16 protein-coding genes and 1 riboswitch are annotated in these 12,496 nt (G+C 65.6%); of the genes, 3 read left to right on the top strand and 13 right to left on the bottom strand.

The window, feature by feature from the left end; translation table 11 throughout:
• Positions 1-23: 23 nt before the first annotated feature.
• The 13 genes from AACY13_RS09680 to nrdR form a co-directional block, all read right to left on the bottom strand.
• Positions 24-821 carry a helical backbone metal receptor gene (locus AACY13_RS09680; RefSeq protein WP_339461069.1) on the bottom strand — a complete coding sequence of 266 codons (798 nt, stop codon included), beginning with the start codon at positions 819-821 and terminating at the stop codon, positions 24-26.
• A 142-nt stretch (positions 822-963) separates the two neighbouring features.
• Positions 964-1,380: an MFS transporter gene (locus tag AACY13_RS09675; RefSeq protein ID WP_339461068.1), complete on the bottom strand. Its 417-nt coding sequence runs from the start codon at positions 1,378-1,380 to the stop codon at positions 964-966.
• The gene (gene ribA / locus AACY13_RS09670; RefSeq protein ID WP_339461066.1) at positions 1,377-1,997 is read right to left on the bottom strand and encodes a GTP cyclohydrolase II; all 621 of its coding nucleotides are present in this window, start codon (positions 1,995-1,997) and stop codon (positions 1,377-1,379) included. The genes AACY13_RS09675 and ribA overlap by 4 nt, the downstream gene beginning before the upstream one ends.
• 159 nt (positions 1,998-2,156) lie before the next feature.
• A complete protein-coding gene (locus tag AACY13_RS09665; RefSeq protein WP_339461065.1) occupies positions 2,157-2,804 on the bottom strand; it encodes a retropepsin-like aspartic protease family protein in 648 nt (215 codons plus the stop codon).
• A 17-nt stretch (positions 2,805-2,821) separates the two neighbouring features.
• Positions 2,822-3,550 carry a substrate-binding periplasmic protein gene (locus AACY13_RS09660; RefSeq protein WP_339461063.1) on the bottom strand — a complete coding sequence of 243 codons (729 nt, stop codon included), beginning with the start codon at positions 3,548-3,550 and terminating at the stop codon, positions 2,822-2,824.
• Between the two features lie 17 nt (positions 3,551-3,567).
• Positions 3,568-4,098, bottom strand: coding sequence for a phosphatidylglycerophosphatase A family protein (locus AACY13_RS09655; RefSeq protein ID WP_339461061.1), 531 nt, complete (start codon positions 4,096-4,098; stop codon positions 3,568-3,570).
• A complete protein-coding gene (gene thiL, locus AACY13_RS09650) occupies positions 4,095-5,060 on the bottom strand; it encodes a thiamine-phosphate kinase (protein WP_339461060.1) in 966 nt (321 codons plus the stop codon). The genes AACY13_RS09655 and thiL overlap by 4 nt, the downstream gene beginning before the upstream one ends.
• A gap of 141 nt (positions 5,061-5,201) precedes the next feature.
• Complete coding sequence (nusB, locus tag AACY13_RS09645) at positions 5,202-5,693, bottom strand: transcription antitermination factor NusB (protein ID WP_339461059.1); 492 nt, start codon at positions 5,691-5,693, stop codon at positions 5,202-5,204.
• Positions 5,690-6,166 carry a 6,7-dimethyl-8-ribityllumazine synthase gene (gene ribH, locus AACY13_RS09640; protein ID WP_090255729.1) on the bottom strand — a complete coding sequence of 159 codons (477 nt, stop codon included), beginning with the start codon at positions 6,164-6,166 and terminating at the stop codon, positions 5,690-5,692. The genes nusB and ribH overlap by 4 nt, the downstream gene beginning before the upstream one ends.
• A gap of 185 nt (positions 6,167-6,351) precedes the next feature.
• Entirely contained in the window at positions 6,352-7,446 is a 1,095-nt protein-coding gene (gene ribBA, locus AACY13_RS09635; RefSeq protein ID WP_339461057.1) for a bifunctional 3,4-dihydroxy-2-butanone-4-phosphate synthase/GTP cyclohydrolase II, read from the bottom strand.
• A gap of 12 nt (positions 7,447-7,458) precedes the next feature.
• Positions 7,459-8,124 (bottom strand): riboflavin synthase, encoded by a 666-nt coding sequence (locus AACY13_RS09630; protein WP_339461056.1) that lies wholly within the window; start codon positions 8,122-8,124, stop codon positions 7,459-7,461.
• 159 nt (positions 8,125-8,283) lie between these two features.
• Positions 8,284-8,442, bottom strand: a riboswitch (FMN riboswitch).
• A 141-nt stretch (positions 8,443-8,583) separates the two neighbouring features.
• A complete protein-coding gene (gene ribD / locus AACY13_RS09625; protein WP_339461055.1) occupies positions 8,584-9,696 on the bottom strand; it encodes a bifunctional diaminohydroxyphosphoribosylaminopyrimidine deaminase/5-amino-6-(5-phosphoribosylamino)uracil reductase RibD in 1,113 nt (370 codons plus the stop codon).
• Positions 9,696-10,160 carry a transcriptional regulator NrdR gene (gene nrdR / locus AACY13_RS09620; RefSeq protein WP_339461053.1) on the bottom strand — a complete coding sequence of 155 codons (465 nt, stop codon included), beginning with the start codon at positions 10,158-10,160 and terminating at the stop codon, positions 9,696-9,698. The genes ribD and nrdR overlap by 1 nt, the downstream gene beginning before the upstream one ends.
• Before the next feature lie 179 nt (positions 10,161-10,339).
• On the opposite strand from nrdR, the gene AACY13_RS09615 reads away from it, so the two are divergent.
• The 3 genes from AACY13_RS09615 (at position 10,340) to trxA (ending at position 12,412) form a co-directional block, all read left to right on the top strand.
• The gene (locus tag AACY13_RS09615; RefSeq protein WP_339461792.1) at positions 10,340-10,780 is read left to right on the top strand and encodes a hypothetical protein; all 441 of its coding nucleotides are present in this window, start codon (positions 10,340-10,342) and stop codon (positions 10,778-10,780) included.
• Positions 10,777-11,433: a class I SAM-dependent methyltransferase gene (locus tag AACY13_RS09610; RefSeq protein WP_339461051.1), complete on the top strand. Its 657-nt coding sequence runs from the start codon at positions 10,777-10,779 to the stop codon at positions 11,431-11,433. Before AACY13_RS09615 ends, AACY13_RS09610 begins: the two co-directional genes overlap by 4 nt.
• 106 nt (positions 11,434-11,539) lie before the next feature.
• Positions 11,540-12,412 carry a thioredoxin gene (gene trxA / locus AACY13_RS09605; protein WP_339461050.1) on the top strand — a complete coding sequence of 291 codons (873 nt, stop codon included), beginning with the start codon at positions 11,540-11,542 and terminating at the stop codon, positions 12,410-12,412.
• The last annotated feature ends 84 nt before the right edge of the window (positions 12,413-12,496 follow it).

Raw genomic sequence — 12,496 nt, 5'->3', positions numbered from 1 at the left:
CCGCCGTAACGCGGGGCTTTTTCTCAGTGCGCCTTGCTCAATACCTCACACAGACGCTCGAGCGCCCCCAGCATCTGAAAGCTCGGCCGTTCCAGGCCGGCATCCGGCACCAGCCACAGCTGTTCGCGCTCAACCGCGGCGACGCCCGGCCAGCTGCGCCAGGCCTCCAGCTGCCCCTGCACACCGGCCAGGATCACCTCGGGATTGCGCTCAAGCACCGCCTCCACGCTGACCTGCGGCGCAGGCAAGGTAAGCTCGGCAAAGATATTCTCCGCCCCGCAGACACCCAGGGCGTCGCTGATGATCTGCTGGCCGCCGATGGTATACAGCGGGACATCCCAGATCTGGTAGAACAGCGCCAGCGGCTGCTCGCGCCGATAGCGCTGGCGCAAGGCGGCCAGCCCCGTATTGAACTGTTGCTGCAGCCGCCGGCCCTGCTCGGCACGGCCGACGCGCGCGCCGATCTCGACGAAGTTCTCCGCCAGGTCGGCCAGTTTGCGCGGTTCGGCGATCAACAGGGCAATGCCCAGGCGCTGCAATTGCTGGCGCTGGGCGCTGCCGATGCTATCCGGCCAGAGCAGTACCAGATCGGGCTGCAGCTGGAGCAGGCTTTCCAGCTCAAGCTGGCCATAGCGGCCCACCGAAGGCAGCTGCGCCACCGCCGCCGGGCGCTCGCCGCCGTCGAGCAGGCCGACCAGCAAGTCGCCCGCCTCCAATTCCAGCATGATTTCGGTCAGGGACGGTGCCAGGCTGACCACCCGTTCGACCGCCGCGGCCGGGCACGCCAGCAACAGCATCAGGCACAGAGTGGTGGCGCGCATTAGCAGGCCGCTTAAGAACGTTTCCGAGGCAGCCGAGGCAAGGCGAAAGCGGTAGAGAACGCGGAGTTTACTGTTGTAAATGAGCATTTCGAGACCGGTTTCAACGCAGCATCGGCTACGCAGGTAGTTCTGCAGCGACCTGTTAGCCGAGTTGGCGAGGTATGCGGTAGAGATACAGCAGCACCACGCTGGACAGCACCAGGAGGATCAGGGGAATCGCCTCCAGCCCGGCGAACACCGCAAACGCGGCGATCCAGGCCGGCAGGCCGGCACCGAGGAAGGCGGTACGCCGCACGCGCGCCAGCTCAAGCCAGGCATCGTGCTCGGCGGGGGTGTCGAGGGCTTTTTCAGTGGCCACCAGGGCGCGCTTGTAGGCGCTGAACAGCGGCAGGCTGACAAACATCGAGGCGACCCCGGCGATAAACAGCGGCATGGTCAGCACGCCGGTTTGCTGGCCCGCGCCGAACAGCAGGTTGAGCACGAACAGCGGTGCCAGGGTCAGCGCCAGCTGCCGCCACCAGGCCAGCGCCAGACGGCGGCGCACTTCGCTGCGGGTCACAGGCTCTCCTCGACCTCGCCCTGGTGCAGGCTGCCGAGCATATGCCCGAGCTTGCCGGCCTTGGTCGCGAGGTACTTCTTGTTGTGCGGATTGTGGTCGATCTGCAACGGCACCCGGGTCGCCACATTGATGCCCATATCGCCCAGCGCCTTGACCTTGCGCGGGTTGTTGGTCATCAGCTTGAGCGCTTTGATCCGCAGGTGCTCGAGCATCGGCAGGCAGATCGCGTAGTCGCGCTGGTCGGCCCCGAAGCCCAGGCGCTCGTTGGCCTCCACGGTATCGGCACCGCCGTCCTGCAGCTCGTAGGCGCGGATCTTGTTGAGCAGGCCGATGCCTCGGCCTTCCTGACGCAGGTAGAGCAATACGCCGCGGCCTTCGCTGGCAATCGCGCGCAACGCCGCTTCGAGCTGAAAGCCGCAATCACAGCGCAGGCTGAACAGCGCGTCGCCGGTCAGGCACTCGGAATGCAGGCGCCCCAATACCGGCTCGCCATCGGCCACATCGCCATAGGTCAGGGCGACGTGTTCCTTACCGGAGGCCGTTTCGAGAAAGCCATGCATGGTAAACACGCCAAAGGGCGTAGGCAGCTGGGAGGCGGCGACGAACACGACGGGCACCGGATGCTCCTAAGAAGAGAAATGAACGATAAATTCAGGCGGGCATTGTAACAGCAGGCCCCGCCAGCGGGTCAGTCTGAATTACCGATGATAAGGATCGAACCTGCGCATGGCCGGGGCTCGAGCCGTGTCCCGGACGCTTGCAGCACGCGGCGGCCCTCAGTACTTCGATTCCAGCACCAGCATGTCCTGCTCGACGCGCCAGCCAATCCGGCCGAGAAAGCTCATGCCGAGCAGGGCTTCGGTGGGCGAACCACCCTCCAGCACCACGGCGTCGACGCCCAGCACCTCCAGTTCGCCGACCTTGACCCGGTCCAGGCTGACCTGCCAGCCGCGCACCGTACCACTGGCCGTACTGACCTGCAGCGGCCTGCCGCTGACCCGGTAATCGATACCCAGGCGACGGGCATGGCCATCATTCAGGGCGATCGAAGTCGCCCCGGTATCGACCAGGAACTGCACGGACTGGCCATTCACCGAGCCGGCAACCCAGTAATGCCCGCCGATGCCCTTGGCGATGCTGAGCTGCTTCTTCACCGGCGCGGCAAAGCCTTCGCTGTATTCGCGACTCAGCCCATAGCTGCGCTCCACACCCTCGACGCGCAACACCGCGCCACGGCTGTCGGCACTGACCACCTGCACCCCACCGGGACCGGTCTGGCCAACCTTGACCAGCTTGCGCTGGCCGTCGACATTCAACACCGCCGCGCCCGGGAAAAGCCCCACCACCCGCACCTGGGGGGCGGCCCAGACGCAACTGGCGGCCAGCAGCAGCCAGCCCAAACTAAACAACTTGATACCCTGCATACGGCTTCTCATGACGATTAATCGAAGGGATAGGGCTGCTGCCAGCGGGCGAAGACCTCACGCAAACGGTCCTCCGCCTGCAACAGCGCCATGCGCCTGTCGTAGAGTTCGGCCAGCGCCCGGCCCCGCGGGTTATCGGCAAAGCCCAGATAGATCGGCAGCGCGGTCAGTTCGGTCGAGCGGTAACGTTCGGGAGCCCCGGTCGTGGCCAGCACATCCTCGACCTCGGTCAGCGCATCGATATAGAAATCGGCATGACCGAGGTCGAGCATGCCCAGAATACCGCTACGACGCAGCACTTCGTGGTACTGGCGCAAGTTTGGCAGATAGCGCTCGTACTCATAACCGCGAATCCACACCAGACGGAACTCGCCGAGGGTGGCCAGGCTGGGCAGCGGCCGGTCCGTCAGACCGAGAGCGACAATCTGATCGGCGTCGTAGGGCAGACGCGGGTAGAACACCCCGTCGTCGACTTCGTTGAGGTAAGAGCCAAGCCAGGCATCCGCCTCGCCGCGCTGCACCAGGCCGATGGAGCGGGTGTAGGGCACGCTCTGGATCTGCAGCGTCACACCGGCCGGTTCGAAGACCAGACGCATGATGTCCCAAGCCAGACCCGAGCCATCGGCATGGGTATGCCCTTCCCAGACTTCGCTGGCAATACGTACCTGTTCCGGCAGCGGGGCATTGGCCTGCACGGTGCAACAAGCCAGTAGAGCGACGAGCAAGATCCAACACCTGCGGCCCATGCGCCACCTCTCAATGATCAGCCCGGCAATGCCGCCGCCACGCCATTGGCCCAGCCCCAGACACACAGCTGCAGGGCAAGCCAGGCGAACACGCCGGCCAGCACGTCATCCAGCATGATGCCGACACCGCCATGCACGTGCCGGTCGATCCAGCGAATCGGCCAGGGCTTGAGGATGTCGAACAGGCGAAACAATAAAAAGCCTAGCAGCAACCATCCCCAACCGTCGGGCACCAGCCAGAGGGTAATCCACATGCCGACCATTTCGTCCCAGACGATGCCTTCGTGGTCATGCACGCGCAGGTCGTCGGCCACCTTGCCGCACAGCCAGACGCCGAACAGCATGGTCACGCCCAGCATCAGCCAATACCCCCAGTCCGGCAGCATCTGCCAGAGCGGGATAAACGGCAGCGCCACCAGCGAGCCCCAGGTTCCCGGGGCCTTGGGCAGGGTGCCGGAACCGAAGCCGAAGGCCAGGAAATGCCAGGGATTGCGCCAGACCGAAGGCGGAACGAACTCGGCAGGCACTTGCTTGGGATGATCGGTCACGAGGAGGTTCCAAAATGTTGGTAGCCGCTCTGGGGCGACTGGATAGGCGTGCCGTCGGCATCCAGCAGGTGCACACCCTGCCCCGCCTCGACACGCCCGATCACCCGCAGCGGCCAGCCTGCGGCCTGCAGCTGCGCGAGATGTTGAGGCGGCAGGGTAAAGGCCAGCCGATAGTCATCGCCGCCGCTCAGGGCAGCCTGACGGGCAGCGTCGAGGCCCAGCCAGGCCTGCAAGACCGTCGACAGCGGCAGCCGCTCCTGCTCGATCAGCAGCGCCACGCCCGAGGCGGCCGCGAGATGCCCGCAATCGGCCAGCAGGCCATCGGAAATATCCAGCGCCGCCGTGGCTTTGCCGCGCAGCGCCAGGCCCAGATCGAGCTGCGGCAGCGGCGACCAGTAACGCGCCAGCAAGGCCTCGGCGACGGCCGGCTCGGCCTGACGCTGGCCCAGCACCAGGGGCAAGGCTCCCGCGCCATCACCCAGCTCGCCACCGACACAGAGCAGATCGCCGACCTGCGCGCCGGCACGGGTCAACGCCTGGCCCGCGGGCACACGGCCGAACACCGTCAGGGTCAGGCTCAGCGGGCCACGGGTGGTGTCGCCACCGATCAGGCGGATGGCGCATTGCTGCGCCATCCAGTCGAGGCCACGGGCGAAGGCCGCCAGCCAGTCCGGCTCGGCACTGGGCAGGGTCAGGGCCAGGGTAAAGCCGATGGGCGTCGCGCCCATGGCCGCCAGGTCGCTGACCGACACGGCCAGGGCACGCTGGGCCAACAGGAAAGGATCCGGAGACTCGGGAAAATGCACGCCGACGACCAGGCTGTCGGTGGAGATCGCCAGCTGCTCGCCAGCCGGCAACGCCAGTAGCGCGCAGTCGTCGCCAATGCCCAGGGCCACGCCTTCACCGGCCCGCGCACAGGACGCGGCGGCGAAGTAGTGACGGATCAGCTCGAACTCACCCATGAGATAGCAACGATCTGCTGCGCATCGGCCCTGCTGCGTTGCAACGACCAACGGGAGTAACAGCCGAAGGCTGGCCCGAAGGGCGAGCGAAGCGAGTCAAAGCAGGCTCGCAAGATCGTAAGCCAAGCATCCCCAAAGACCTCAACGCTTGTTGGCGCGAACTTCGTCAGCCCGCAGACGCGGTGCCAGCTTGTCCAGCACGCCGTTGACGAACTTGTGCCCGTCGGTGGCACCGAACACCTTGGCCAACTCGATGCCTTCGTTGATCACCACGCGATAAGGAATATCGATGCGGTTCTTCAGCTCGTAGGTCGACAGACGCAGGATCGACAACTCGACCGGATCGATCTCGGCGATCGGACGATCGAGCAGGGGTTCGAAGGCCCCGTCGATCTCGCTTTTCTGCCGCGGCACGCCGTGCAGAATCTCGTGGAAGTAGGCCCCGTCGACCGTGCTGAAGTCGTTATCGACGCGAAACTGCGCCTCGATCTCGTTCAGCTGCTGACCGGCCATATGCCAGGAGTACAGCGCCTGCATGGCCAGGGAGCGCGCCTGACGCCGCGCCAGGGTTTTGCCACTGGGCCCTTTCTTCGGTGCTTGTGGCTGCTGCCCGTTGCCGTCGTTCTGGCTCACTTGGCCTCCAACTGCGCCAGCAGGCTGACCATTTCCAGGGCGGACAGTGCAGCTTCCGCGCCCTTGTTGCCGGCCTTGGTGCCGGAACGTTCGATGGCCTGTTCGATGGAGTCGACGGTCAGCACGCCGAAGGCCACCGGTACGCCGAACTCCATGGACACCTGGGCCAGGCCCTTGGTGCATTCGCCCGCCACATATTCGAAGTGCGGGGTACCGCCACGGATCACCGCGCCGAGGGCGATGATGGCGTCGAAATCGCCACGCTGGGCGACTTTCTGCGCCACCAGCGGGATTTCGAAGGCTCCCGGCGCGCGGATCAGGGTGATGTCGCTCTCGCTCACACCGTGACGAACCAGGGCGTCAACGGCACCGCTTACCAGGCTTTCGACGACGAAGCTGTTAAAGCGGCCGACGACCAGGGCAAAGCGGCCCTTGGGGGCGATAAAAGTACCTTCGATGGTCTTCAGGGTCATAAAACAATTCTCATATAGCGTTAAAGAGCCAGGGGGCAAAAAAGTTATAGCCCAACGGAACAGCGCGTAGCGAGCGCAGGACAGGCAAGGCGGAAACAGGCGGGGCTGCGGAGTTTACGAGTGTAAATGAGCAAGCCGAGCCTGTTTGCAACGCAGTGTGTCCAAGCGCAGTAGCGCGGCGGTGGTTATTCAGCGGGCAGGTATTCTACAACTTCCAGGTCGAAACCGGATATCGCATTGAACTTCATCGGCGAACTCATCAGGCGCATCTTGCGCACGCCGAGGTCGCGGAGGATCTGCGAACCGGCGCCGACGGTGCTGTAGGTAGTCGGGTTGGCGACCTTGGTCTCGCCGCCCAGTTGGCGCTCCAGATGCGCCAGCAGGTCCGGGCCGGTCAGCGGGTTGCCCAGCAGCAGCACCACGCCGCTGCCATCCTTGGCCACCTGGGCCATGGCCGCCCGCAGGCTCCAGCGCCCCGGCTGGTTGACCATGAACAGGTCGCGCAGCGGGTCCATGTTATGCACCCGCACCAGGGTCGCCTCCTCGGCGCAGATGGTGCCCAGGGTCAGAGCCATGTGCACATCGTTTTCCACCGAATCGCGGTAGGTGACCAGGTTGAACTGGCCCAGTTCGCTGTCGAGGAGCTGTTCGCTGACGCGTTCGACGGTGCGCTCGTGAATCAGCCGGTAGTGGATCAGGTCGGCGATGGTGCCGATCTTGATGTCGTGCAGCGCCGCGAACTCTTCCAGCTCGGGGCGACGGGCCATGGTGCCGTCGTCGTTCATGATTTCGCAGATCACCCCACTCGGCTCGAAACCGCCCATGCGCGCCAGGTCGCAGGCCGCTTCGGTGTGGCCGGCACGGGCCAGCACGCCGCCGGGCTGGGCCATCAGCGGGAAGATATGACCGGGGCTGACGATATCGTCGGCTACCGCGTTCCTGGCGGCGGCGGCCTGCACGGTGCGCGCCCGGTCAGCGGCGGAAATCCCAGTGGTGACGCCCTCGGCGGCCTCGATGGAGACGGTGAATTTGGTGCCGAAGCCGGAACCGTTGCGCGGTGCCATCAGCGGCAGCCTGAGCGTTTCGCAGCGCTCGCGGGTCATCGGCATGCAGATCAGGCCGCGGGCGAAGCGCGCCATAAAGTTGATGTGCTCGGCCTTGACGCACTCGGAGGCGATAATCAGGTCGCCTTCGTTCTCGCGGTCCTCGTCATCCATGAGGATGACCATCTTGCCGGCGCGGATGTCTTCGATCAGTTCTTCGATGCTGTTAAGAGCCATGCTGGCGATTCCTTAATTCTTCAGGTAGCCGTGTTCGGCCAGAAAGCTTTCCGTCATGCCGGCGGCCTTGCTCGGCTCGGCGGCTTTGTCGCCGAGCAGCAGACGCTCCAGATAACGCGCCAGCAGATCCACCTCGAGGTTGACCTGCCGCCCCGGCCGGTAGTCGACCATGATGGTCTCGGCCAGGGTGTGCGGCACGATGGTCAGCTCGAACTCGGCACCGTTGACCGCGTTGACGGTCAGGCTGGTGCCATCGACGGTGATCGAGCCCTTGTGGGCGATATATTTGGCCAGCTCGCGCGGCGCACGAATGGTGAATTGCACGGCCCGGGCGTTATCGGCGCGGGCGACGATCTCGCCGACTCCGTCGATATGACCGCTGACCAGGTGGCCGCCGAGGCGACTGGTGGGCGTCAGGGCCTTTTCCAGGTTGACCGGGCTGCCGGGTTTGAGGTCGATAAAGGCGGTGCGCGCCAGGGTTTCGCGGCTGACATCGGCCCAGAAGCCGTCGCCGGGCAGCTCCACCGCGGTCAGGCACACGCCGTTGACCGCAATGCTGTCACCCAGCTTGACGTCGCCCAGGTCGAGTTTGCCGGTGCTGACATAGACCCGCACATCGCCGCCCTTGGGGGTCAACGCGCGGATACTGCCAATGGCTTCGATAATTCCGGTAAACATCAGGCCTCCCCTAATCGCGACTTGCCGCCCGGACAAGGGTGCCCGCTAACGGAAAGAAAAGCATAAGACATCACTACGCACTCCTGTTTGGGTACAAACAGGGCGTTTCGGATCGATAGGGATTTCACAGGCACGGACGGACCGCACCCTGGAAGGGAATCCCGCTCTCTCTTTATCCGGACTTTAACCGTCGGCCCCGGGATCACACCGGGTCTGCTGACCTTGCCCACGGATTTACACCCACCTGGCAAGCGCTCGCGGGCTAGGCACTGGGCCATTACCGCCGGTGGGGAATCACACCCCGCCCTGAGAACGTTACGGCCACTTTTTCGTGGCCGAGACGCGTTTTACCATAATTGCCGCGCGCCTGCATCGCCGCGCGACAAGTCGTGCTGGCACCTGGCCGATCCGTCGCATCCGCCAATGCCGGTGTCGCGCAAGAAGATCGGCGCGGCAGCCCTAGCAGGCCGGCACCGCGATGATCCGCCAATCGTCACCGACCGCACGCATCTCGACGATCTTCAACGCCGGCGCATCGGCCATGCGCGCCAGCGGCAGCTCCAGCAACGGCCGCGCACTGGAGCCCAGCAGCTTGGGTGCCACGAAGAGCTGGTACTCATCGACCAGCCCCAGGCGAGCAAAGGCACCGGCCAGGCGCGGTCCGGCCTCCACCAGCACTTCATTGGCACCGCGCAGGGCCAGTTCGACAAGCAAGCGCTGCAGGTCAACCTGCCCACTGCTGCTGGGCAAGGCCAATAGTTCGTGACCCTGGCTCAGGTAGCGATCCCGGGCCTCGGCGGCCGCGCAGGTCGCCACCATGGCCGCACCTGCCTGGAAAAAAGCGGCATCGAGGGGTACCCGCAGGCGTCCGTCGACCAGCATCCGCCAGGGCGCACGGCTGGCGGCCAGGGCGCTCTGCTCGGCATCCAGGCCCAGTTCGTCGGGGCGCACGGTCAGGCGCGCGGCGTCGGCCAGCACGGTATCGGCCCCGGTCAGCACCACGCTGGAACGGGCGCGCAGGCGCTGCACCGCGGCCCGCGCCGCCGGCCCGGTGATCCACTGGCTTTCGCCGCTGGCCATGGCGGTACGCCCATCCAGGCTCATGGCCAGCTTGACCCGGACAAACGGCAGGCCCTGCTCCATGCGCTTGATAAAGCCGACATTGAGCGCCCGTGCCTCGGCCTCCAGCACCCCGCCCTGCACCGCGATCCCGGCCTGCATCAGACGCAGCAGGCCGTTGCCGCCGACCTGCGGATTGGGGTCCTGCATGGCCACCACCACCCGCGCCACCCCGGCCGCAATCAGCGCATCGGCGCAGGGCGGGGTACGGCCATGGTGGCTGCAGGGTTCCAGGGTGACGTAGGCGGTGGCACCGCGGGCCTGGTCGCCGGCCTGGCGCAGGGCATGCACCTCGGCATGGGGCTCGCCGGCGCGAACATGCCAGCCTTCGCCGACGATGCAACCATCGCGGACGATGACGCAGCCGACGCGGGGATTGGGGTGGGTGGAATACAGGCCTTTACGGGCCAGCTCCAGGGCACGGGCCATCAAGGCCTGGTCGCTGCTCATCATCAGCCCTGGACGGGTTCGCGGGACAGGCGGTCGATTTCCTCGCGGAACTCGTTGAGGTCCTGAAAGCGCTTGTACACCGAGGCGAAACGGATGTAGGCCACTTCGTCGAGCTTCTGCAGTTCGCCCATCACCAGCTCACCGAGTACCAGCGACTTGATCTCGCGCTCGCCGGTGGCGCGCAGCTTATGTTTGATATGGGCAATGGCCGCCTCCAGGCGCTCGATGCTCACCGGACGCTTTTCCAGGGCGCGCTGCATGCCGGCGCGCAGCTTGTCTTCATCGAACGGCTGACGGCTGCCGTCCTGCTTGATCAGCCGCGGCATCACCAGTTCGGCGGTTTCGAAGGTGGTGAAGCGTTCGCCACAGGCCAGGCATTCGCGCCGACGGCGCACCTGCTCGCCCTCGGCAACCAGGCGCGAATCGATGACTTTGGTGTCGTTGGCAGCGCAAAAGGGACAATGCATAGATTAAAGCTAACCTTGGGCCTATTGAGGTTTCGCAGCGGGCCGCGACGAAACGTCAGCAGCCCCTGAACCGCAAGCCGCCATGTTAGCGCATCCCCCGGGCAAGACAAGCCGAGGCCTTTGCGCTATACAGGCGGCCCAGCAAACCCGCGGAGTCGATGCGACCGATGAAAAGCCCAATGCCGCTGCGTGCGGCACTCGCCGTCAGCCTGCTCGGTTTGCTGGGTGCCTGCAGCAGCGATGCCCCGGCCCCACTCGCCCAGGCCGCCATCAGCGCACCGCAGCAGCCGCAGCCGGCACCCTTGCCGGCCTATCAGCGCGAGCTAAGCGGCAGCCTGCTGAATGTGCCTAATGATGCCGATGTCGAACTGGCCCTGCTGGCGATCAACCCGCGCGGCCACCCCCAGATTCTGCTCGGCAATATCCAGCTGCGCGGTACGGGCGGCGCGCTGCTCTTTCGCTTGCCGTTCAATCCGCAAGCCTTCGCCAAGCACCCACGGGTCGAGCTGCATGGCCGCGCCCACCAGTCCGGCCGCCTGATCCTGCGCCTGCCACCGCAACCGATCAGCCGCGCCGAGACGCAAGCCCTGGGGCCACTGCATCTGGTGCCCGCGCCATGACGGCACCAGCCACCCTGCAAACCGCCCTCGGCGAGTTGCTGGGCGACGCCCGGCTGACGGCCGCGACCCTGCCCGGCACCGAACTGCGCCTATGGCTGATCGATGCGGACAATATGGACCGCGCCTTCAGCCCCGAGGAAACCCGGCGCATCCTCGAAGAACCGCCCTACTGGTGTTTCTGCTGGGCCAGCGGCCTGGTGCTGGCGCGCTGGCTGGCCGAACACCCCGAGTGGGTCCGCGGCAAGCGGGTGCTGGATTTCGGCGCAGGCTCGGGCGTGGCGGCGATTGCCGCCGCCAGGGCCGGGGCGCTGGAAGTGGTGGCCTGCGACCTCGACCCACTGGCTCTGCTGGCCTGCCGGGCCAATGCCGCGCTGAACGACGTCGAACTGAGCTACTCCGCGGACTTCTTCGCCGAGGCCGACCGCTTCGACCTGATCATCGTCGCCGACGTGCTCTACGACCGCGCCAACCTGCCGCTGCTCGACCAGTTTCTCAGCCGCGGCCGTGAGGCCCTGGTGGCCGATTCGCGGGTGCGCGACTTCCAGCACCCGCTCTATCGCCAACTCGCGCGATTGGAGGCCTGCACCTGGCCGGATCTGGCCGAACCGGCGGAGTTTCGCCATGTCAGCCTGTACCACGCCGAGCGGGCCTGAGCTGCAAGCGAGCCTGCCGCGAACGCCTGGCCATCACGCTTTTTTCTTGAAGCTTATGGCCTGAAGCTTGAAGCTATGGACTTTCCTCTTACCGAAAGTCCATCCCATGAGCGACTCCCCCTATATTTTTGATATCGCAGGCAGCGCCAGTTTCGAACAGCTGGTGATCGAGAACTCGTTCCAGAAACCGGTGCTGGTGGACTTCTGGGCCGAATGGTGCGCGCCGTGCAAGGCGCTGATGCCGCTGCTGGCGCAGATCACCGAGGGTTACCGAGGCGAACTGCTGCTGGCCAAGGTCAACTGCGATATCGAACAGGACATCGTCGCCCGCTTCGGCATCCGCAGCCTGCCCACCGTGGTGCTGTTCAAGGATGGCCAGCCGGTCGACGGCTTTGCCGGCGCGCAGACCGAAGCGGCGATCCGCGAAATGCTGGGGCCCCACGTCGCCGAACCGGCACCGGCCGCCGCCGACCCGATGGAGGCGGCCCAGGCCCTGTTCGGCGAAGGCCGCTTTGCCGACGCCGAAGCCGTGCTCAAGGTGCTGCTGACGGAAAACAACGAGCATGCCGCGGCGCTGATTCTCTACGCCCGCTGCCTGGCCGAGCGTGGCGAGCTGGGTGAAGCCGAGGTGGCCCTGGGCGCGGTAAAAGGCGACGAACACAAACAGGCCCTGGCCGGTGCCCGGGCGCAGCTGACCTTTCTGCGCCAAGCCGCCGACCTGCCCGATGTCGCCAGCCTGAAAACCCGCCTGGCGCAGAACGCCGAAGACGATGAAGCGAGCTACCAGCTGGCCATCCAGCAACTGGCGCGCCAGCACTACGAGCCGGCGCTGGATGCCCTGCTCAAGCTGTTTATCCGCAACCGCAGCTACGCCGACGGCCTGCCGCACAAGACCCTGCTGCAAGTCTTCGACCTGCTGGGCAACGAGCACCCGCTGGTCACCGCCTACCGGCGCAAGCTGTACCAGGCGATTTACTAGACAGGCCCTCGCGGCTAAAGCGGAGTGCCGCCCAGCCCCTCCCACGAATACAGCTAATCCTGTGGGCGGGGCTTTAGTCAGGTG

This window comes from Pseudomonas sp. EA_105y_Pfl2_R69, assembly GCF_963970915.1.
In the GTDB taxonomy this organism is placed as follows: Bacteria; Pseudomonadota; Gammaproteobacteria; order Pseudomonadales; family Pseudomonadaceae; genus Aquipseudomonas.
The sequence above is the reverse complement of the archived record's forward strand: the minus strand, read 5'-3'. Positions and strand labels throughout refer to the sequence as shown.

Bases quoted from the DNA above. Each gene is read 5' to 3' on its own strand.
- ribH (WP_090255729.1), bottom strand. From the start codon at position 6,166: ATGACCCTGAAGACCATCGAAGGTACTTTTATCGCCCCCAAGGGCCGC.
- AACY13_RS09660 (WP_339461063.1), bottom strand. From the start codon at position 3,550: ATGGGCCGCAGGTGTTGGATCTTGCTCGTCGCTCTACTGGCTTGTTGC.
- thiL (WP_339461060.1), bottom strand. From the start codon at position 5,060: ATGGGTGAGTTCGAGCTGATCCGTCACTACTTCGCCGCCGCGTCCTGT.
- nrdR (WP_339461053.1), bottom strand. From the start codon at position 10,160: ATGCATTGTCCCTTTTGCGCTGCCAACGACACCAAAGTCATCGATTCG.
- AACY13_RS09630 (WP_339461056.1), bottom strand. From the start codon at position 8,124: ATGTTTACCGGAATTATCGAAGCCATTGGCAGTATCCGCGCGTTGACC.
- AACY13_RS09665 (WP_339461065.1), bottom strand. From the start codon at position 2,804: ATGCAGGGTATCAAGTTGTTTAGTTTGGGCTGGCTGCTGCTGGCCGCC.
- AACY13_RS09680 (WP_339461069.1), bottom strand. From the start codon at position 821: ATGCGCGCCACCACTCTGTGCCTGATGCTGTTGCTGGCGTGCCCGGCC.
- ribD (WP_339461055.1), bottom strand. From the start codon at position 9,696: ATGATGAGCAGCGACCAGGCCTTGATGGCCCGTGCCCTGGAGCTGGCC.
- ribBA (WP_339461057.1), bottom strand. From the start codon at position 7,446: ATGGCTCTTAACAGCATCGAAGAACTGATCGAAGACATCCGCGCCGGC.
- AACY13_RS09615 (WP_339461792.1), top strand. From the start codon at position 10,340: ATGCCGCTGCGTGCGGCACTCGCCGTCAGCCTGCTCGGTTTGCTGGGT.
- AACY13_RS09610 (WP_339461051.1), top strand. From the start codon at position 10,777: ATGACGGCACCAGCCACCCTGCAAACCGCCCTCGGCGAGTTGCTGGGC.
- trxA (WP_339461050.1), top strand. From the start codon at position 11,540: ATGAGCGACTCCCCCTATATTTTTGATATCGCAGGCAGCGCCAGTTTC.